Consider the following 22417-nt stretch of genomic DNA (forward strand, 5'->3'; position numbering starts at 1 on the left):
TTATTTCGCCACCATCTTGTTTATTCCATCATTTCAGAAGTATTTTCTTCTAAATGTTTATAATTACTTCCATAGAAAGTCTCTGGTTCTGTTCCGTTAACAACTTCAGCATATGCAGATACTTCGTGTTCATCGACAAATAGTTCTTCACTTCTTGCATCAACAGTTTGTCCAATTTTCAAACGGTATACAGAAACTGAACCATCATTAACCTTGAATGTTCCGAAGCCATCTTCATCAATTACTACATTTTCAGCTATATTTCTAAGTGCATCTACAAATGTAAGTCCTGCAAAATGTTTTCCGACATACATCTTCTTACTACCACCCTTTTCAACTGTCATTAAAACTGCCAGACCTGAATTCTTATATTCATCGACACCTTCTAAAGTCCAGCCTACAATCTTATCATCATCAAAATAATCGTGTAATCTTCCGTAGGCATTATAGGTTCTTAATTTAAGCAAGGTTTTCAAATCTTTAACAGGCTTTATCTTATCATGTGGTATTCCGTAGAAATCACCATAGAATACACATGGATATCCCTCATTTCGAAGTAAAATAAGTGAATACGCATGTGGTTTAAACCATTCAAGTACGAAAGACTCCAAAGCCTGACCATACTGTGTATCATGATTATCTACAAAAGTGACTGATAAGTCAGGTCTTGAACTTAATAATGTGTTCTTAAGGATATATCTCATATCAAAATAACCATTACTTCTTGATGCATGATACATATTAAAATGCAATGGAACATCAAATAATGAAAGTGTTGATTCAGTTTTCTCAATATATCTTTCCAGAATAGGTAATTCCGCATTCCAATATTCACCAACCGCAAATATCGGTTTATTAAATTCTTTTCTAAGGCTTGTCAGCCAATTCTTATAGAAATTGAAGTCAATATGCTTAACAGCATCTAATCTGAAGCCATCAACACCAGTGAATTCAAAATACCATTTTCCCCATCTGTCTAATTCTTCTACCACTTCCTCGTCACTCATATCTAAGTCAACGCCCATAAGATAATCATAGTTACCAAATTCACCATCAACATCACTATCCCATTCTTTACCAATGAATCTATAGATGCCATTTTCCTGACTTTTAGCATCATAGTCTGTTCCATGAAAATTCGTCCAGTCCCATTTGAAATTAGAATATTTACCATTTCGTCCCGGAAACGTGAATTTAGTCCATACAGTAATCTTTTTTTTACCCTGAATCTCTACATTTCTATCATTTTCATCATAACCATATGCAAAGATACGCTCTTTTTCATCTGCACCCATTCGATGACCTAATACAACATCAGCTAACACTTCTATATTATTCTGTTGCAAAGTTCTAACAGCCTCAAGATACTCATCTTTAGTTCCGTATTTAGTAGGTATAGTGCTTTTCTGGTTAAATTCACCTAAATCATACAAGTCATAAACTGCATATCCTACATCATTTATGCCACTTGCACCTTTATATGCCGGTGGTAACCATACCGATGTAATCCCGGCTGCTTTTAATACAGGAGCTTCTTTTGCTACTCTCTTCCAATGTGATGCGTCAGGTTTTAAGTACCATTCAAAATCCTGCATCATCGTTTTATTTCTATCCATAACGAAAACCTTTCTTTAAATCATTATAATTTAATTCATATATAATCTGTTATTTAATAATTTTTTAATAAGCTACTAATGCATTATCGATTTCTTTATCAAATGACATAATGTATTAATCCATAGGTCTTACTGAAACTTCGCCTGTAGACAGTTTTTCTATTCTTCCGTCACTGTGTTCGACTACAAGTGCCGCAGTATTATCATCAATATCTTTAACTAAAAGTTGTTCTTTTGGTTCTTTGTCTTTTATGTATACATATTTACCTATAAGCATTGATTTCTCTTTGTATTTATCCATAAATTTGTGTTTTTCTAAATGCTTGTAATATTTATATATATTTGACAATACTTCGGAAGTTATCCTTGAACGGAGATTTTCTATTTCATACTCTGCACCATCCATAAAACCTGCCGCTATATTTCTTATATCCTCCGGGAATTCATCTTTAGGTGTTTTTAAATTAATTCCAATTCCTAAAACTGCATAGTCAAGTTTACCATTCTCTAAGTTCAGTGATGCTTCTGTAAGAATACCGCATACCTTTTTACCATTGCAATACACATCATTAACCCATTTGATTTCTGTTTTGACATTAGTCAATTTCTCGATTGCTTCTGAAACAGCTACTGCGGCCATTGTTGTAATAAATAATGCTTCTGTTGATATAACCTCAGGTTTTAATAAAATACTCATATATATTCCACTATTCGATGGCGAATAGAAATTCCTGTTAAGTCTGCCTCTTCCATTAGTCTGTTCTTCTGCGACTAATATTTTCCATTCTTTTGCACCTTCTGAAGCCATCTTCTTGAGAACTGCATTAGTTGATGTTATTGTCTTATAGACTTCTATATCAGCTTTATCACGTAATTCCTTATTCAGATTTTTATTTATCTCTTCTCTTATAATAACATCGCTATTTTCTAACATACAATATCCCTTGTTATTTATTCCAACTATATTATAACCCTCTTTTGTAAGTGTCTTTACAGCTTTCCATACAGCACTTCTGCTAACATCTAATTCTTTAGCTATTTCTTCTCCTGAGAAATGTTGTCCTTTATTATTTTCTAAAATTTTTAAAACGTTATCTTTTACACTCATTTTTACACCAATCCTTATGTATTAAAATAATCGATTTTACTATTTCTGTATTTTACACCAAATCAACAAGTTTTTAAAGCCTTTTAAACTTAATTTGTTATTTAGGCTATCAAATCTTATAAATACTTCTTTAGTCGATTTTTTTCGTGTTTATACGACACTTTATATATTATGAAAATTATCTGTGGCTTAGTATATTTTATATTGCATTTTATAATACTATCTGTTAAAGTATCAAAAGAAGATGTTTTCTTCTTAATAATATTGAAGTGAGGTTTGTAAATGAACGATTTAGAAAATCAGGAATTAGAAAATGATGAGGAAGCTACTGTTACTCTTGAACTTGATGATGGTACAAGTGTTGAATGTGCTGTTCTTACTATTTTCCCTGTAGGAGAAAATGATTATATCGCACTTCTTCCACTTGAAGGCGAAGCTGCTGAAGAGGGTGAAGTATATTTATATAAATATATGGAATCAGAAGAAGGCGAACCATCTTTAGACAATATCTTAGATGATGATGAATATGAAGCAGTTGCGGATGCTTTTGACGAACTATTAGATTCTCAGGAATATGATGAATTAATTCCTGAAGATGAACTCGATGACTAATTCCAGTCCTAAAAATTTTGTACCGTAATTTCAAACTAAAGAAGAGTGTCAAAGGTTCAATTCTTATTAAAAGAACCGAACTTTGGCACTCTTCTTTTTTATTCTCTTGTGTTTGTTATTATATATTTCTATACCTTAAACTGCAGTATATTATTATCTTCTGATTCAACCTTGCCTTTTGTTGACATATATGCACTTATTGTAAAGTCAATTGTATAATAGATAAATGCTACAAGTACAATCGCTTTGCCTATCTTAAACGGGATTTTCATTATTCCCATAAATACGACATTCTTAATAAATGCTGCATCTGCAACGGAATATAAGCCCCACGCAACACAACTCTCTAAGCAGAGTATTCCTTTGTAATTAAATGGTTTATTACTATAATCCCACCATAAACAACCAAATACCTTAATCATAATCTTAGCTGTCATAAATTCAACACAGGTTGCAAGACAGGAACCTAAGATAAATATTGTCACATAATGACCTGAGAAGCTTTTTAAAGCTGTATGTACAAAGATTCCACCAAAGCCATATATCGGACATATCGGTCCATGAATAAAGCCTCTGTTAATAAATTTCTTATTGCAATAAGAAATATAGATAGTTTCAACAACCCAACCCATAACACTGTACACTAAAAACCATAACGCGAAATTATAAAAATTTTCTCCAATTCCCGGTACTCTAACGTTCCACATATCTAAATCTCCATATTCTTAATGTATTTTTATTGCATTTTCAAAATCAGGCAATTTCTTCTTTATACGATTAACTGTTTCTAAAAAGCCACAATATTTATCTACATACATTACAACATAACCCTCCATTGTCTTAGGCGGAATTACTGTAAGCGGCCACATATGTTTAAGAATAATATCTCTTTCAACGTCATTTAGTTCAAAATATTTATCAGCATTATTAAGTGCTGTACGTGGATGAGTAAAACCATGGAAATGTTCTCCTGTATTCTTGCTGTGTGTATGCCAGTCATACAGGAACAAATCATGTAACAAACCACCTCTTGCTGCCGAAATATAATCAAAATTGTAATATTTACATATCTTATAACTTATATAAGATACTGATATGCAATGTTCTAATGTCGTAGTTGTTCCATGCTGGATATATTTATCCATCTCCTGAAACTTCTCATTATCCATTATATCATAGACACATTCCATATATCTCTTGTCATTAAGACATTCCTTACCAGTTAACCATTTTTCTGTATTAAGTTTCCTGATAATATCATTTTTTCTGATATCACCATAGATTTCTTTATTCATCAGAATTCCTTCCTACCAGCCAAGTAACCAATTATAAAGATTTTCATACTTCTTAGCTGAGTTAGCCCAAGAGAAGTCTGCTGCCATAGCTCTGTCTATTAGCTTATTCCACTCTCTCTTGTTATTATAATAAATATATTTTGCATAACGGATAATGTCAAGCATTTCGTGAGCATTATAATTCTTGAATGAGAAACCTGTGCCTGTACTTTCATATTGATTATATGGTTCAACAGTATCCTTAAGACCTCCCGTCTCTCTTACAATCGGAATAGTTCCATATCTTAAACTCATCAACTGGCTGAGTCCACAAGGCTCAAATAATGATGGCATTAAAAATGCATCACAAGCAGCATATACTCTGTGTGACATATCTTCTGAATAATAGATATTAGCTGAAACTCTATTGCCATACTTCCAATCATAATATCTGAACATATTCTCATATTTCTCTTCACCTGTTCCAAGGATTACAAACTGTACGTCATCTGTACATATCTCATCCATAACGCAGGCAATTAAATCAAGTCCTTTCTGGTCTGTAAGTCTTGATACAAGACCTATCATAAATTTATCTTTATTAACTTCCAGGCCTAATTGCTCCTGAAGTGCAAGCTTGTTCTTATATTTCTCTTTTCTGAAATTAATTGCATTATATTTATAAGGTATTCTGTCATCTGTTTCAGGATTATATTCATTATAATCAATACCATTTACAATTCCACAAAGTGAATTACTTCTGGCTCTCATTAATCCGTCAAGTCCTTCACCATAAAATGCAGTCTTAATCTCTTCAGCATAGGTCTCACTAACTGTTGTAATGAAATCTGCGTATGCAATACCACCTTTCAGGAGATTCGCATCATCATATACCTTAAGTTTATCAGATGTAAAATAATAATCTGAAAGACCTGAGTCAGCCTGAATTGTCTTAATATCCCATACACCCTGGAATTTAAGGTTATGTATTGTCATTATTGACTTCATATTCTGATAGAATTCGCCACCTCTGAAGCTATCTTTCATATATACTGGAACGAGACCTGTCTGCCAGTCGTGACAATGAACAATATCTGGCTTGAATCCTATAACAGGAAGAACAGATAATGCTGCTCTTGAGAAAAATGCGAATTTCTCTAAGTCATATTTCAAATCACCATAAGGCTTTGGACCACCAAAATATGCCTCATTATCTATAAAATAAAAGGTTATTTCATCATAAACTAACTTAAATACGCCAACATATTTACTTCTATATCCTATATCCATATAAAAGTATGAAATAAATTCTAACTTTTCTGTAAAATGCCATGGCATACTAAGATATTTTGGCAATATTACACGCACATCAAATTCATTTTTATCAAAGCATTTTGGTAAAGAACCAACTACATCTGCAAGTCCTCCTGTTTTAATAAAAGGAACTGCCTCTGATGCAACAAACAGTATCTTCTTCATATAAGCAACCAAACCTTTCTACTCTCCCTGCTTTCTTACGCAGGCAAAATGTCTATTAACATTAATAACGTGGCTCAAAAAAAGAGCTATAATAATATTCATATTTACATATAAAGATATTATAACTCATTTTTCATATCATTTAAAGTGTTTTTTATCTAATTACACTTATATTCTAATCTGATTTTATCAGCTATAAGTGCAATGAATTCTGAATTAGTAGGTTTACCCTTACCATTATTTACAGTATATCCGAATAATTCATCTATAGTATCCATTTTTCCTCTTGTCCATGCAACTTCTATCGCGTGTCTTATTGCTCTTTCAACTCTGCTTGGCGTAGTATTATTCTTCTTAGCAATTGTTGGATATAAAATCTTCGTTATCGAATTGAGCATCTCCATGTCATTAATTGACATTATAATTGCATCTCGAAGAAACTGATATCCCTTAATATGCGCCGGTACACCTACCTCGTGAATGATATTTGTAACATCACTTTCAAGATTTCTTTCTATGTATTCTTTTTTATTCTCGAATGAATTAATCTTTCTAGGCTCCAGACTCTTCTTTTTAATACTGTTCTTCATATGCTTTACACGATTTAATACCATCTCATTATCAAATGGTTTCATAATGTAATAACATGCTCCAAGGTTAAAAGCATCATCTGTTATAGTCTCTCTTCCAACAGCTGATAATACGATAAATGCAGGCTTCTTTTTCATAGTTGAATTCTTATTTATCTTGTCCATAACCGCAAGTCCATCAAATTTCGGCATAATTACATCTATTAATGCAACATCAGGTTCCTGTTTAGCAATAACATTAATTGCCTCTTCACCATTTTTTGCCTTACCAACTACCTCAATCTCTTCATCACTGCTAAGTAAATCGTCTAATATCTGCAAAATTCTTTCATTGTCTTCTGCTATAACAACATTAAGCTTTTCCATTTCCCCTTAATCCTCCTGTTTATTTCTATTTTTTAACATACATTATTATATATTTTCATACAAATTATTGCAACTGAATATCATCGTATAATTTCGACACAATTCGACTTTTATGTTTTATCTGTATTTGCCGATATTGTTTTCTAAGACTATTTATATGCTTTCTTTCATTTCACAATAATATTTTCCGATAATCTCCTTTAACTCAGTTGTGTTAAGAGGTTTTGAAAGATGTCCGTTCATACCCGCTTTAATACTGATTTCAATATCATCTGTATATGCATTGGCGGTCATAGCAATAATTGGAATGGTCTTAGAATCAGCACGTTCTAACTTTCTGATATAACGTGTTGCATCAAGTCCATTCATGACCGGCATCATTATATCCATTAAGATTATGTCAAATTCACCTGTCTCTGATTCGTTGAATATATCAACACATTCTTTACCATTTATGGCTTTCGTTATAATTGCCCCCTCATTTTCAAGCAAGAATTCTATTATCTCCATATTGATAGCATTATCTTCAACCACTAAAATCTTAGCTCCATTTATTGAATAATGACTAATATTATCCGTTATCTTAGCTGTTTCTTCAGATGTATTAAGTGCAAATGGGATTGTAATTATAAATTTAGTTCCCTTGCCAAGTTCACTTGTAAATGTGATTGTACCATTCATCTGATCAACTAATTCTTTTACAATTGCAAGCCCTAAACCCGTTCCTGTATACTTAGGTCTGACAGGAATATCCTCCTGTGCAAATGGTTCAAATGCTTTCCTTTGAAACTCTTTGCTCATACCGATTCCCGTATCTTCACAGATAAATCTTACATTTACCATTTTATCATCTTTATATACAATAGATCTTTCAAATTTAACCATACCATTTTCATTGTTATACTTAATGGCATTGCTGATTATATTCTGTAATATCTGCTGTAAATGTAAAGGACTTCCAATAACTAATATATGTTCTTTTCTGTTTTTTCCCCAGTCTATACTGATTCCACAATCAGATGCCCTTATTTCCAGCATCGGAATAATTGCATCTATTATCTCTTTTATATCAAATGATTTTTCTTCTAATCTAATCTCACCGGACTCTAATTTATTCATATCCAAAACACTATTAACAAGATCAAGCAAAAAACCTGATGCATCCATAATCTTATTAAGACATTCTATCTGTTTAGCTTCATTTCCGATATTATGTCTGCTAATTTCAACCATTCCTCGTATTCCATTAATAGGTGTCCTTATGTCATGACTCATTCGCCTGAGAAAATCTGTTTTTGCACTATTAGCTCTCTTCTCCTGTTCCATTGATTTATAGAGTTGTTTCTGATATTCTTTCAATTGTGCTAAGTTATTATTTGCAATCAAGTAATATATTATAGATAAAAGTAATAAAAATATAAGAAAAATAACCAGACTATAGAAAATAACTATTCTTCTTGTTTCAAATACTTTTTTTTCATTAAAAAAAGCAAATACCCTATACCCGTTTATTTCAGAACCTCTTCCATACCACGTCTTATTCTCTGTATTTAATTTAATCATTTTGTCTAACTCAATCAGATTATCAATGTTAAATATCTTATAACACATTTCCGTTTTAAGTCCACGTAGCCTTTTAGAATTAGATGCAACAATATTATCTTCATCTGTAACAACAATAATTCCGTTCATTTTAATTATACAATCAGCAAATAATGAATCTAAACTATATCCATTATCAGTTTTTGCTAAGTCACAGGCATTATATATAACAACTAATCCATTGGAACTTTCACAATAGCATGCTACAAAATCATAGCTTTCACCATCTCTTTTTATACGTGTCATATATGATTTCTGATGATATTTAAGGATATCGCTTACCATTTCACTATGTATTAAGTTATACCAGTATTCATAACCTTTATTATCTGTATTAGTTTCCATTACAACATTAAGACTATTATCAATAACCATAGCACCTGTTATATGCTGATCATCTATATAATCTTCTAATTCACCAATACCAAATTCACCATCTCGCAATAACGCATTATTTAATTCTGTATTCTTCTCCTGAATAACTATCAGGCTATTTGTTCTGTCATTTAATACTGTATTCTCATAATTATTAATATTCTTCTCCAAATACAGTATTGTCTTTTTAGAAATTTTGTCTGTCGCTTTCATATCACGATTAGTAAGTACAATATATTCTATAAAAATGATTATTACACCAATTAAAATCGCCAGAAAAAATATATTTATCTTCCTACATTTTCTTCTAGAAGCCTGATTTATTTCAACATTTAATTCTTTTAACTTTTTACTGCCTTTTCTCATATCTTAAATACTCTGTCTTTCCTTAATTCACTCTCTGTCTATATAAGCCTCTTGGGGACTTATATCATATTTATCTAAAATATTTTCAATCGTTCCATCTTTTCTCATATCTTCGAGTGTATCAGAAAGTTTATGTATTAACTCTTTATTTTTATAATTATTTAGAAATGCAACACCTAATTCAGATATATATAAATTCTCATCAAGGACATAATAATCACCATTATTTTCATCGATAAACTTATTCAATGTGCTTTCATGTCCTGCAATGGCATCTACATATCCCTCTCTTAAGCATGCAAATACTTCTTTTATATCAGAAAAACTATATACATCTTCAACTTCAGGTATTCTGTTATCTAATCTCTTTAGGAAAATCTCCTCTGGTTTTCCAGTAACCTGTACGGCTATTTTCTTATCCTTAAGTCCCTCTATTGTCTTTATATTACTTTCTGCACTGACCACTATAACCTGATGACTATACATATATGGTCCTGCCCATTGATACTCATTTTCTCTTCCTGTCATCGTATAACTTCCCCAGATGCAATCAATATTTCCTGCTTCTAATTCACTATCCTTGTTATCCCATATAATATTCTTAAATACCGGTTTGTATCCGATTCTTCTACAAGCCTCTTTCGCAAGTTCTACATCAATTCCTACTGTCTTTCCCTGCTCATTAATAAAATAATATGGGTCATAATTATCACTCCCGATAATTAACTGTGGTAAATCAACATCACTTTTTCTCTTTTTATTCTTATTGCAACCCACACACAAACACATAGCCACTATTCCGACACATATCGCAAATATATATTTTCTCATATAATCCACCTTTTTTAGTATTTTCCCATTTTACCATAGTACATTGATACATAATCAAATTAATTTTCTTAATTATACTTATAAATTGAGATATTGTCTATAATTTATCGACAAATTATAGGCAAAAATTTTACATAAGCTCGTAAAAACCTTACTTGTCCAAGCAAGGCTCGTAAAAGCTCTGCTTTTCCTCGCTGCGTGGCTTTCGCCACATAAAAATCAGAAATATAAGTTCATCTTGTGAGCAAGCTCACGATGACTTCTATTCCTGATTTTTGCTTGGACTCAATGTTTTAGCATATTTTCTATAAAAATGCCGTAGCCTTTAGTTGAATTGTTTATGAATACATGGGTTACTGCACCGATTATCTTACCATTCTGTACTATCGGACTCCCACTCATTCCCTGAACTATGCCACCTGTCTTATCTAAGAGCTCTTCATCTGTAATCTCGATAACCATTCCCTTATTTTTATGGCTGTTAGAATAGTCTACCTTAATTATTTCAATTTCATAATCCTTTATAGTTCCATCTACAGTGCATCTTATGATTGCTTTTCCTTTTTTTACGTCCTGTTTAAGTCCTATATCCATATACTCAAATGTACATTCATTTATAAGCATTTCATTTGCCTGTCCAAAAATCCCATGATTAGTATTACTATTTATTGTTCCATATTCTTTGTTTTTTTCATAAGAAATAGATCCTAACAAACCACCAGGACTTCCGTTTTTTCCTTTTTTGATTCCCCATATGTCAGCCTTATATAAAATGCCATTGATTGAGCCAAGTAGTTTACCGGTGTCCACATCACTTATACCATGTCCTAAAGCACCGAATTTACCATCTTTTGTAATAAAAGTCAGAGTTCCTATTCCCTGCGAATCATCTCTTACCCATATACCAATCTTATATTCATTATTTCCAACACATACAGGTGTTACTTTAACTTTTATTTCATTGCCATTTCTTCTAATTCCAAGAATAATATCCTTACTTCCATATTTGTTAATTAAAAATGTTAATTGTGATTTTGTATTAACTTCTATATCATTTAGCGAAAAAATATAATCATTTTCTAAGATTATATTTTCTGCCGGATAGCTTACATTACCGTTTGAATCTGTCACTTTTCCAGTTCCTATAATCATTACACCATTTGTCTGTAAATATATACCTATGGGAATACCACATGGCATAATCTGTGTTTTATCAATCACATTTACTTCCACAGTTTTTGCAGGAATTAATCCAAATATTTTCGTTTGTAAATTGTATTTTTCACTTATAAAATGTCCACTACTATTATTAGATTTAGAAGATGCTTCAACACTTTCGGCTTTAATTTCAAAGGATACCGGAAAATGTAAATTAATTTTTGCATCCTCTGTTGAATACACATTTATCTCATCTGGTATATTATCATTTAAGTATTTATATGAATATATTCCCGTAAAAAAGATTCCAAATATAAATAATCCAATTAATGTCTTTCTATATTTTTTTAATCTCATAAAAACACTCCATTCCATATAATATTTATGTGTTCTATAAATTATTATATGATAATGGAGTGTTTTCAAACTGTTAATTGTTAACAAGACTCTTCATTTCTCTTGCATTGTCTAAAACTGTTTTGGTTATTTCCACACCACCTAACATTCTGGCTAATTCATTAACGGATTCTTCATCATCAAGAAGATAAATATTTGTTTCGGTAATATTGTCTTTAACTTCTTTCTCAATAAGATAATGATTATCAGCCATTGCTGCAATCTGTGGTAAATGCGTTATACAGATAATCTGATGAATTTTACTTATTTCCTTCATTCGCTCTGCAACCATCTGTGCAGTTCTTCCACTTATTCCGGTATCAATTTCATCAAAAATTAATGTTTCAATATCGTCTCTCTTAGCCATAATAGTCTTTATACCTAACATTATTCTTGATAATTCACCACCTGAGGCTACTTTACTCAATGGCTTTAAATCTTCTCCTGGATTAGTAGCAATTACAAATTCTATATCATCTCTTCCATTTTCCCTGAAATGTTCACATTTGTTAAATTCGATATTAAATCTTGCATCTAAGAAATTTAATCCTTTTAACACATTTTCAATGTTATCTGCTAATACACTTGCATTTTTCTTTCTTCTTTCAGTTAATTTTTCACTTAATTGATCAAGTTTTTCTTCAGATACTTTTATCTTATCTAAAATAAGGTTCTTTCTATTCTCTAAATCAATAAGTTTATTTAACTTTTCTTCCTGTGAATTTCTGTATTCTAAAATATTTTTAACAATATCATTATGAACTTTTTTCTGTTCATATTTTTGTCTTAAGCGGTTAAGTTCATCTAATCTTTGTTCAACAGCTATTGTCTCCTCTTCATCGAAAGACATATTATCAACGTATTCCTTTACAGCTCTTACCGTATCCTGGCAAATGCTTTCTAAATCCATAAGACTTTCAGTTATTCCATCAATATCTTTGTCTAATTCACTTGCACTCTGTGCTGTTTTCAAGGCATTACTTATGCGGTCTGAAGTTCCATCAAAACCGCCGCCACCTAATAATTCATATACCTCATTCATCTTAAAAATTATATCTTTTGCAGATGACATCTTCTTATAAGCTTCTTCAACTTCTTCATATTCGCCATATTTAAGATGTGCATTATCTATTTCATCTATTTCGAACTGGCAGAATGATATTTCCCTGTTTCTTGCATCATCATCAATATCATACTCTTTAAGTTCATCTTTAAGGCTCTGATATACCTGATATTCATTTTTGAGCTCATTTTTTAAATCTTTGATATCTTCTTCTGCAAAATCGTCCAGGATTACTAACTGTTTATCTCTCTTTAATAATGACTGGTGGTCGTGCTGACCATGAATATCAATCAATAATTCCGTTACATTCTTAAGTGCTGAGACATTAAAAGTTTCCCCATTTACTTTAATTGTACTTCTTCCGTTCAAAATTTTTCTAGAAATAATCAATTGTCCATCCTCTTCAATGCTTACACCCATATTATGTAATTTATCGACAATATTTCTATTCTGAAGTGAGAATACTAATTCCACTAATGCCTCTTTTTTATCATCTCTTACCATATCCTTAGATAATTTCCCACCGAGGGCTATTAAAATCGAACCAATAATAATTGATTTACCCGCACCTGTCTCACCTGTAAGTATATTAAGTCCCTCATTAAAATATACATCAGCTTCCTTAATCAGTGCTAAATTTCTTACATTTACATTAATTAACATATTTTCTCCATTCTGTAAGCACTTTTTAAACTCTTTCTAACAGTTTATTTAACTTATCCATTACAATCAAAGTATCATCTGTACTCTTTATCGCACACATTATCGTATCATCACCTGCTATGCAGCCGACAATTTCATTCCATTCCATAGCATCTAATGCTGCTGCGACAGCCATCGCCATTCCCGATACAGTCTTAATAACTAAAATATTCTGTGCCATTGCCATTGAAACAAAACCATCCTTAAGTATTCTTATATACTTATCATTCATTTCATAAAGATTGCCCTGCAATACAACATATTTCTGCTTGCCATCAACAGACTGCTTTATCAGTTTCAACTGTCTTATGTCTCTTGAAACAGTTGCCTGTGTAACATTATAGCCACATTTATTAAGTAAATCAGCTAATTCATCCTGAGTTTCGATGTCATACTGATTAATTAATTCAATGATTTTACTGTGACGTTCTAATTTCATCTTTGCTAACCTCCATTCTCTAAATATATTTGAAATCAAAAATCTGAGTTTATTAATTCATTTTATTATGCAGCACTTCAACAAAACTCATTCTGTTTAATTTCATAATCTTTGTGCTGAGATGCGATTTACTAACCTCTATTATATCTCCTGCTTTCAATATAAACGAAGAATTTCCATCGAAATATGCTTTAGTATCATTATCATCCGAATGTCTGTTAGAACAGATTTCAATTTTAATATCCGAATCAGCTGATAATACTATACTTCTCTGACTTAGTGTATGAGAGCAGATTGGAGTAATTACCATTATATTTGCACACGGTTCTAAAATTGGTCCACCCGCCGAAAGATTATATGCTGTTGAGCCAGTTGGAGTAGCAATAATTACCCCGTCTGCACTATAGAGATTTAAGTATTCATTATTAACATAGATTTTAAAATCTATTACCCTTAAGTTACCAGCTCTGCCAAACACTATGTCATTAAGAGAAATATCTTTATATACTACCTTGCCATCTCTGTATACTGAACCACTTAACATAATTCTTGACTCTATTTTGCATTTATTATTCATAATCATTTCAAGGGTTTCTTCTAGATTATCCTGTTCAATTTCAGCAAGGAATCCTAAATGTCCCATATTTACTCCGATTAATGGAATATCTAAGGTTCTTAAATCTCTCGCTGCCTGAATAAGTGTTCCATCTCCACCTATTACAATAATACAATCTGTATCTTTATCCACGTCTTCAGGATTAGTGTATCTCATATTAACATTTTTCTGAGTTGATGGCATCGAATTTACCTTGCAGTCCATATTATGACTTTCAAGAAAACTCACTATTTTCTTTGTTGTTTTAAATTCATAATCCTTTGAAACATTAGAAACTATATAAAATTTTTTCATCTATTCTCAATTCCTTATATTGGTTAAAGTAACATAGCATATATTTTAGAATATATCATTGTATATAGCTATATATCTGTATGATATTTTAAACCTATATGTAGTTTTTATAACTATATGTAGTCTTAATGCATAACAGATTAAATATTTGTATTTTATTTATCAAGTGTATCATGGGCTTTTTCGACAATTTTATTAATTAAATCTAAATCTGTTTTATTAATAGTATCTGCATTTTCTCCCTTTTCAATATGAAGTAAATATTCTATATTTCCTTCAGGTCCCTTTATAGGTGAAAAATCAAGATTTAATACATTAAAGCCTATGCTTTTAGCAAACTCGACAACCATTTCGATTACTTCTATATGTACTTTCTTATCACGTACAACACCCTTTTTACCGACTTTCTCTCTGCCTGCTTCAAACTGCGGCTTAATAAGACATACAACCTGTCCATTGTCAGCAAGAAGATTTCTTACGGGTCCTAAGACTTTAGTAAGTGATATAAACGATACATCAATTGATGAAAAATCTATTAAATCAGGAATATCTTCATTCGTTACATATCTGATATTCGTTTTCTCCATACATACAACTCTTTCGTCCTGCCTTAATTTCCATGCAAGTTGTCCATGTCCTACATCGATTGAATACACTTTCACTGCACCATTTTGAAGCATACAATCCGTAAATCCACCTGTCGATGCACCAACGTCCATACAGATTTTGCCATCTATGCTTACCTCGAAATTCGCCATTGCCTTTTCAAGTTTAAGTCCACCCCTGCTTACATATTTAAGGGTATTTCCCCTGACTTCTATTATGGCTTTTTCATCAAATGTCTGTCCAGCTTTATCTTCTCTGTTATTATTTACAAACACATTTCCACTCATTATTATGGCTTTTGCTTTCTCTCTTGACTCTGCAAAACCACCTTTAACAAGCAGTACATCTAATCTTTCTTTCAATTTAAAACCTCCGTATGCTTAGTCCATATCAATATTTTTCTGGATTTTATTCAAAATTGTTTCTTTATCAAGTCCTATTTCACTCTTCAAAATCTCGATATTACCATGTTCTACATAGACATTTGGTATTGCAATATTTATCACCTTATATTTTAGGTTCATATCTCTTGTAATTCTTAAAACTCTTTCACCAAAACCACCATTTAATACATTTTCTTCCATGGTAACGATTAATCTGTGGTTTTCATTCAGATTTTCTAATAGTTTTTCATCAACCGGCTTAACAAATCTTGCATTTACGAGTGATACACTATAACCTTTTTCTTTTAATGCCTCTCTTATTTCGATTGCGACCTCAACCATTGAGCCTACTGCTAATAATGCAATATCTTTTTCTTTATATATTATTTCACTTTTACCATATTCTATAGGCGAATTAAATTCTTTAAGGCCATCATAGGCTGTTCCTCTAGGATAACGGATTGCCAATGGGTGATTAAAATTTCTTGAATATTCTATTACTGCTGCCAGCTCATATCTGTTCTTCGGAGCAAATATATTCATATTAGGTATATTAGATAAATATGATAAATCAAATATTCCCTGATGTGTCTCGCCGTCAGCACCTACTAGTCCTGCCCTGTCTACCATAAATATAACTGGTAGGTCCTGAATACATACGTCATGTAATATCTGGTCGTATGCCCTTTGTAAAAATGATGAGTATATGGCAACATATGGCTTCATTCCTGCTGCTGCAAGTCCTGCCGCATAAGTTACTGCATGTTCTTCTGCAATTCCAACATCAAAGAATCTCTCTGGATATGTCTGCATAAATTTCTTAAGACCGGTTCCATCAGGCATTGCTGCTGTAATTGCTGCAACAGCCTCATCTTCTTTTGCAAGTTTAACAATTCCTTTTGCAAATACATCTGTATATGTCGGTTTCTCTTTCTTAGTAAGTGGTAAACCTGTCTGGATGTTAAATGGCTCTACTCCATGGAAACTTGATGGATGCTTTTCGGCAGGAATATAACCCTTACCTTTCTTAGTAATTACATGAATTAATACCGCATGGTCTAACTTCTTAGCTTCACTTATTATCTTCACTAATTGGTTAATATTATGTCCATCAACCGGTCCAAGATATGTTATTCCCATATCTTCAAATAACATTCCGGGAATTACCAACTGTTTAATACTACTTTTTGTCTTCCTGATCTTAGTTACTAACTTGCCACCGATTGCAGGAATCTTATTAAGAACATCAACTACACCATTTTTAAGTTCATTATATGCTTCTCCGGCTCTTAGATTGCTTAAATATGTTGACATACCGCCTACATTTTCCGAAATAGACATATTGTTATCATTAAGAATTATAATAAAATTACGCTTTAATCTGGCTGCATTATTAAGTCCCTCATATGCCATTCCACCCGATAATGCACCATCGCCGATTACTGAAACTACTGTCCCTTTTTTTCTCATAATCTCATTTGCTGTAACTATTCCAAGTCCCGCTGAAATTGATGTGGAACTATGACCTGTATCAAAACAGTCACATTCATTTTCTCTTCTCTTTGGAAAACCACTCATTCCACCATAACTTCTTAATTCATCAAAGCCTTCTTTTCTTCCGGTTAAAATTTTATGAGTATATGACTGATGGCCAACATCAAATATTATCTTATCTTCTGGCAAATCTAGTGCTAAATGCAATGCCATGGTTAGTTCAACCACACCTAAGTTAGATGCTAAATGTCCACCGTTCTTACTTATTACCTCTATTAGAAAATTACGAATTTCATCTGCTAATTCATCATATTCTTCTTTAGGTATATCCTTTATATCGTTAACTTTATTAATTTTATCCAGAACCATACTGTCACCTATTACTTCTTTCTGTATATCAAACTTTCTATTAATTCAGTTAAGAATTCATTTTTGTTATCAAAACTGTCGATAATTCTAAGTGCTTCTTCTGATAATTCTTTAACTTTCTGCGATGCTCCATCAATTCCTAAGAGATTAACATATGTAGATTTATGATTTTTCTCATCACTTAGAACATTCTTGCCAAGTACTTCACTCGTACTTGTTACATCTAAAATGTCGTCCTGGATCTGAAATGCTTTACCTATATAACTTCCGGCTTTCTCAATTAACTTAATGTCATTTTCTCTGGCACCTGCTAAAGCTGCTCCCATCATCATCGAAGCTTCTATCAATGCACCTGTCTTTAATTCATTAATATAATCGAGTGTATCTATATCTATCTGCCTATTTTCATTTTTAATATCTACAACTTGTCCACCGATCATCCCAAATACGCCTGCTTTTCTACTTAGAATATCAAGTGCCATTAATGCATTCGCAGTATTTTCACTGTCTTTGACACCTTGAATACCTGTCTCAAAAGCATAATTAAGTAAAGCATCGCCTGCAAGGATTCCCATTCCCTCGCCAAATACTATATGAGTTGTCTTTTTACCTCTTCTATATTCGTCATTATCCATCGCTGGCAAATCATCATGTACTAAGGAATATGTGTGAATCATTTCAATGGCACACATAAATTTATCAGCTTCTTTGTCATCACCGCCAAAAAGTCTTAAACATTCTAATAACAGCATAGGCCTTAATCTCTTGCCGCCTGCTAATATACTGTAATTCATAGCATTAAAAATTTCTCTCTGAAGATACTTTTCATCATTTTCATCGCATAACTGTTTATTTATTATTTCTTCTATATATTCTACACGATTTAAAAGTTCTTTATTAAAATCCATTACTCGTTATTACCTCCGATAATCTCTAATTGTTTTTCAACCTTGTCGATTTTGTCGTTACAGGTTTTACATAACTTTATTCCCTGATTATATAATTTGAAAGATTCTTCTAATGAAATATCTTCTCTATCCATTTTTGCAATTATATCGCATAATTCATCTAATGATTGTTCTAATGTCTTAGCTTGAGCCACGTCTGACCTCCATAATCATAATTTCATTTAAAATTCCGAATCAAAAACTGTTTTATCTATAACTTTTACCTTTGCATTACCATCTTTTAAGACGATTTTAAGTTCATCATCTGCATTTATTTGCTTAATACTCTTCACAGGTTTGTTCTTATCATCTGATATATAAGCATATCCACCTGATAATTTATTAAGTGGAGATAAACCATTTAATCTCTCTGTTAAAAGTTCTAATTGATGTCGTCTTTCAGATGTCTTTCTATTAATACTGTCGTAAAGTCTTATCTCTAAATCTGCTAACCTCTGTCTTTTTGACTGGATATTGTTAGCCGGAGACATCTTATTTAATTTCCATAATAAATCATTAACTGTATTTCTATAATTTCTGATTTTAATATCTATCCGGTATCTCATATTTTCTTCATATGATGAAATTTTCTCACATAATTTATTATATTCAAAAACAACCAGTTCTGCTGCTGCTGACGGCGTCGGTGCTCTCATATCTGCCACATAATCAGCTATTGTATAATCTGTCTCATGTCCGACTGCTGAAATCACAGGTGTATTGCATTCAAAGATTGCCCTTGCAACCTTTTCTTCATTAAAAGCCCATAAGTCTTCGATTGAGCCACCACCTCTTCCGACAATAATAACGTCTAAGTTCTTACTATCTAAGCATCTGATTCCATTTACAATTGTATCTGCTGCACCATCACCCTGAACTTTTGCAGGATATAATACTAATTTTATATAAGGATTTCTCCTCTTAGAAATGTTGATTATATCCTGGATTGCAGCACCTGTACTGGCTGTAACAATTCCAACATTCATGGAGTATTTAGGAATTTCTTTCTTATATTCATCAGAAAACATTCCCATTTCTTCTAATTCATTCTTAAGTTCAATGAATCTCTTATATAAATCTCCGGTACCCTCTTTTTCTATCTTATCAGCATATAACTGGTATTTTCCATCGCGTTCATATACATTTATATTACCCGATACAATTACTTTATTGCCCTCTTCCATTTTAAAATCAAGTCCTCTTTTCTTCCCGGCAAACATAACACAGGAAAGAAGTCCGTTTCTATCCTTGATTGAAAAATATATGTGACCTGATGAATGATATTTACAATTCGACACTTCACCTCTTACTGATATATTATTCAGCAAGAAATCCTGATTAAACATATTTTTGATATACTGATTAGCTTGTGAAACTGTATATACACTATTCATTATAATAATTTAGCTAATACACCATTAACAAATGATGAAGATTCGTCTCCGCCATATATTTTAGCTAATTCTACTGCTTCATTAATAGCAACTGCCATTGGTATATCATCATCATATTTAATTTCATAATACGCAAGTCTTAATATTGTTAAATCAACATAATTAATTCTGTCTGTTTTCCATTTTTCTGCCTTAGAATCAATTACTGCATCAATCTCAGGAATCTTAGCAATTACATCTTCCACTCTTCGCTGTACATATTCCATATCGAATACGTCTATCTCCATTTCAGGGTCTTCAAAAAACAATTTCTCCTGTTCTGTCATCTCATCTTCATTATAGAAGAATGAACGGTATAAAAGTTTAAATGCATAAGTTCTTAATTCTCTTCTTGTCATAAGGTTATTTACTCCTAAATTTACTTGATAAATAATAGTATATACACTATAAAAAGGGTGCCACTTCTGACACCCATCATCTTAGTTATTCTGTTCTACAATTATATTAGCAATTCTTATATTTACTAAATTAACAGTAAGACCTGTCATATTCTCAATAGCTGATTTTACTTTTTCCTGTACCTTTACTGAAACTTCTTTAATTCTGTATCCAAACTTAACATTTAATGCTAAATCAACTGTGACTTCATCATTTTCTAAAACAGCCTTAACACCTTTTGCTAAATTCTTCATACCAAGTTTAGCTACAAGTTCATTTGTAATATTACCATACATCGATGCAACTCCTTCAACCTCTGTTGCTGCAAGACCTGCTATGATAGCTACTACATCATCTGCTATCTGTACTTCACCAATCTTACCATCATCATGTATTGTATGTGTCATTCTATTGTCTTCCATAATTCTTTGCCTCCAATCATATGTCCAGTATCACATTTATTTTATCCATACTATATCTTATTATAACAAAAACAACAGTAATTGCAACTAATTTTCGTCTGATATCGGTGTAATTACGATATTAGCTGCTGATACATTGGTTTTTCGCTTAACTACATCTTCGATCTTTGCTCTTTCCGTATCCGACACTGCTGTCATATTTACCACCACATCTACATTTTCATCTCCGATACTTACTACTGCACCATTAAAACCTTTGGCTTCTAGAAGTGTTTCAATCTCATTTTCTAATTCGGCTACTTCAGTAATATGTATCATCTGGTCTGTAATCTCTGCTTTCTGTGCTTCTGACAGATTACCACTGTTAATCATATTAAGAAGAGTTTCTTTATTCTGTGCCCTTAACTGTTCTCTGTTAAGCTTTGCATTAGCTGAAAATGTCCCTGCACTTGTAAATATTGCATCGCCCGGTTCACTTTCGTTATTATTCTCATTCACACCTTCAGCCTGCATATCACCGCTTTCGTTTGACACATCACCATTTGCATTAGCAGTGTCACCATCTATATTCTCATCATTACTCGGTATATCATCTGTGCCACTTAACAATGAATCTGATTCAAATTCCTTTGATGCATCTGCTGACACTTCATTAAGTGTGCCTCCCATATTACTTGTTGTACTGTCATCAATACTTTCTTTTTCTACCTTATTAGCTGTCTGCTTAGCTACATTCCTTTCTGTATAATTCAGATATCCTGCAACTGCAATTAATATGGCAAGTGATGTAATTATAATCTGATTCCTTCTTACTACACTTTTCAACTCCTGCTTACCTCCTGTTTATATTTACTATCTCATTCCTATTACTGATATTTTATGTGATGAAATACCAAATAATGCCTGTGCAATCTCAGATATTTTCAAAACATTATCAGCATTATTGCCACCCTCTGCGATAACTGCTATTCCCTCTATTTCCGGTGCTTTTTCCTTAGTTACATATGGTATTTTATTACCATCACTCCCCTCTTCATATACAACAACTCTATCCTCCTTGTAACTATTCTTAGCATTTACAATACCCGATGAGTCTGTGCTATTTTCATCATTTTTCTCATAAGACACTTCTGTAAGTATAATCTTCTCCTCTGTTGCCTTAAGTGTAATCATAACATTTACTTTTCCTATTCCATTTATTCTAGAAATAAGATTCTCTAATCTTTTTTCTAGCCTTTCGCAGTAATCATCTCCTGATATTTCTATATTTTGCGAGCCTGCTCTCTTCATGATTTCAGTCTGTTTTGAACTCTTAATCTTCTTATCAGGTGATGGAAACATTACTAATACAACACCACATATTGCTATTATAAGTAACTTTTCCATTCCAATATTCTTAATAATGTTATTAATATTAATCAACTTAATTAACGGCTTTTTTTTCTCCTCCAATTTATTTTCCCCCCATCTGTACAAC

At 32.1% G+C, this 22417-nt stretch carries 22 protein-coding genes; 1 reads left to right on the forward strand and 21 read right to left on the reverse strand.

All coding sequences use genetic code 11. The features are described 5' to 3' along the window. Positions 1-20: 20 nt before the first annotated feature. Together OCV48_RS12540 and OCV48_RS12545 are read right to left on the reverse strand one after the other, a co-directional pair. A complete protein-coding gene (locus tag OCV48_RS12540; RefSeq protein WP_147592117.1) occupies positions 21-1616 on the reverse strand; it encodes an alpha-amylase in 1596 nt (531 codons plus the stop codon). Positions 1617-1731: 115 nt separating this feature from the next. Beyond that, positions 1732-2724 carry a biotin--[acetyl-CoA-carboxylase] ligase gene (locus OCV48_RS12545; RefSeq protein ID WP_147592118.1) on the reverse strand — a complete coding sequence of 331 codons (993 nt, stop codon included), beginning with the start codon at positions 2722-2724 and terminating at the stop codon, positions 1732-1734. Positions 2725-3006: 282 nt separating this feature from the next. Here OCV48_RS12545 and OCV48_RS12550 point away from each other — a divergent pair, with 282 nt between their 5' ends. Continuing rightward, on the forward strand, positions 3007-3336 hold the full coding sequence (locus tag OCV48_RS12550; protein ID WP_021983456.1) for a DUF1292 domain-containing protein: 330 nt from the start codon (positions 3007-3009) through the stop codon (positions 3334-3336). A 128-nt stretch (positions 3337-3464) separates the two neighbouring features. Here the strand turns inward: OCV48_RS12550 and OCV48_RS12555 are convergent, their stop codons facing one another. The 19 genes from OCV48_RS12555 to OCV48_RS12645 form a co-directional block, all read right to left on the reverse strand. Continuing rightward, entirely contained in the window at positions 3465-4043 is a 579-nt protein-coding gene (locus OCV48_RS12555; protein WP_021983455.1) for a putative ABC transporter permease, read from the reverse strand. 18 nt (positions 4044-4061) lie between these two features. Further along, on the reverse strand, positions 4062-4631 hold the full coding sequence (locus tag OCV48_RS12560; protein WP_021983454.1) for an HD domain-containing protein: 570 nt from the start codon (positions 4629-4631) through the stop codon (positions 4062-4064). Positions 4632-4643: 12 nt separating this feature from the next. Next, positions 4644-6089: a glycogen synthase GlgA gene (glgA, locus tag OCV48_RS12565; RefSeq protein ID WP_147592119.1), complete on the reverse strand. Its 1446-nt coding sequence runs from the start codon at positions 6087-6089 to the stop codon at positions 4644-4646. 158 nt (positions 6090-6247) lie between these two features. Beyond that, positions 6248-7045: a sporulation transcription factor Spo0A gene (gene spo0A, locus OCV48_RS12570; protein ID WP_021983452.1), complete on the reverse strand. Its 798-nt coding sequence runs from the start codon at positions 7043-7045 to the stop codon at positions 6248-6250. Positions 7046-7198: 153 nt separating this feature from the next. Continuing rightward, positions 7199-9388, reverse strand: coding sequence for an ATP-binding protein (locus OCV48_RS12575; protein ID WP_147592120.1), 2190 nt, complete (start codon positions 9386-9388; stop codon positions 7199-7201). 27 nt (positions 9389-9415) lie between these two features. Then, positions 9416-10219, reverse strand: coding sequence for a transporter substrate-binding domain-containing protein (locus tag OCV48_RS12580; RefSeq protein ID WP_147592121.1), 804 nt, complete (start codon positions 10217-10219; stop codon positions 9416-9418). A 285-nt stretch (positions 10220-10504) separates the two neighbouring features. Beyond that, positions 10505-11734 carry a SpoIVB peptidase gene (gene spoIVB / locus OCV48_RS12585; RefSeq protein ID WP_262559843.1) on the reverse strand — a complete coding sequence of 410 codons (1230 nt, stop codon included), beginning with the start codon at positions 11732-11734 and terminating at the stop codon, positions 10505-10507. 73 nt (positions 11735-11807) lie between these two features. Beyond that, the gene (gene recN / locus OCV48_RS12590; RefSeq protein WP_147592123.1) at positions 11808-13499 is read right to left on the reverse strand and encodes a DNA repair protein RecN; all 1692 of its coding nucleotides are present in this window, start codon (positions 13497-13499) and stop codon (positions 11808-11810) included. 25 nt (positions 13500-13524) lie between these two features. Next, a complete protein-coding gene (locus OCV48_RS12595; protein ID WP_021983447.1) occupies positions 13525-13977 on the reverse strand; it encodes an arginine repressor in 453 nt (150 codons plus the stop codon). Positions 13978-14029: 52 nt separating this feature from the next. Then, on the reverse strand, positions 14030-14887 hold the full coding sequence (locus tag OCV48_RS12600) for an NAD(+)/NADH kinase (protein ID WP_021983446.1): 858 nt from the start codon (positions 14885-14887) through the stop codon (positions 14030-14032). A gap of 155 nt (positions 14888-15042) precedes the next feature. Beyond that, entirely contained in the window at positions 15043-15855 is an 813-nt protein-coding gene (locus OCV48_RS12605; protein WP_147592124.1) for a TlyA family RNA methyltransferase, read from the reverse strand. Positions 15856-15873: 18 nt separating this feature from the next. Next, entirely contained in the window at positions 15874-17739 is a 1866-nt protein-coding gene (gene dxs, locus OCV48_RS12610) for a 1-deoxy-D-xylulose-5-phosphate synthase (protein WP_147592125.1), read from the reverse strand. 11 nt (positions 17740-17750) lie between these two features. Continuing rightward, the gene (locus OCV48_RS12615; RefSeq protein ID WP_147592126.1) at positions 17751-18647 is read right to left on the reverse strand and encodes a polyprenyl synthetase family protein; all 897 of its coding nucleotides are present in this window, start codon (positions 18645-18647) and stop codon (positions 17751-17753) included. Further along, positions 18647-18841, reverse strand: a complete 195-nt coding sequence (gene xseB / locus OCV48_RS12620; RefSeq protein ID WP_021983442.1) for an exodeoxyribonuclease VII small subunit — start codon at positions 18839-18841, stop codon at positions 18647-18649. Before xseB ends, OCV48_RS12615 begins: the two co-directional genes overlap by 1 nt. Positions 18842-18868: 27 nt before the next feature. Continuing rightward, positions 18869-20080 (reverse strand): exodeoxyribonuclease VII large subunit, encoded by a 1212-nt coding sequence (gene xseA / locus OCV48_RS12625; RefSeq protein WP_147592127.1) that lies wholly within the window; start codon positions 20078-20080, stop codon positions 18869-18871. Further along, positions 20080-20478: a transcription antitermination factor NusB gene (gene nusB / locus OCV48_RS12630; RefSeq protein ID WP_021983440.1), complete on the reverse strand. Its 399-nt coding sequence runs from the start codon at positions 20476-20478 to the stop codon at positions 20080-20082. The genes xseA and nusB overlap by 1 nt, the downstream gene beginning before the upstream one ends. Positions 20479-20559: 81 nt before the next feature. Next, entirely contained in the window at positions 20560-20940 is a 381-nt protein-coding gene (locus OCV48_RS12635) for an Asp23/Gls24 family envelope stress response protein (protein ID WP_147592128.1), read from the reverse strand. 87 nt (positions 20941-21027) lie between these two features. After that, complete coding sequence (locus OCV48_RS12640) at positions 21028-21765, reverse strand: SpoIIIAH-like family protein (protein ID WP_147592129.1); 738 nt, start codon at positions 21763-21765, stop codon at positions 21028-21030. Between the two features lie 27 nt (positions 21766-21792). After that, the gene (locus OCV48_RS12645) at positions 21793-22392 is read right to left on the reverse strand and encodes a hypothetical protein (protein ID WP_147592130.1); all 600 of its coding nucleotides are present in this window, start codon (positions 22390-22392) and stop codon (positions 21793-21795) included. Between the last annotated feature and the right edge of the window lie 25 nt (positions 22393-22417).

The organism is Bovifimicola ammoniilytica (assembly GCF_025567085.1).
GTDB lineage: Bacteria > Bacillota > Clostridia > Lachnospirales > Lachnospiraceae > Bovifimicola > Bovifimicola ammoniilytica.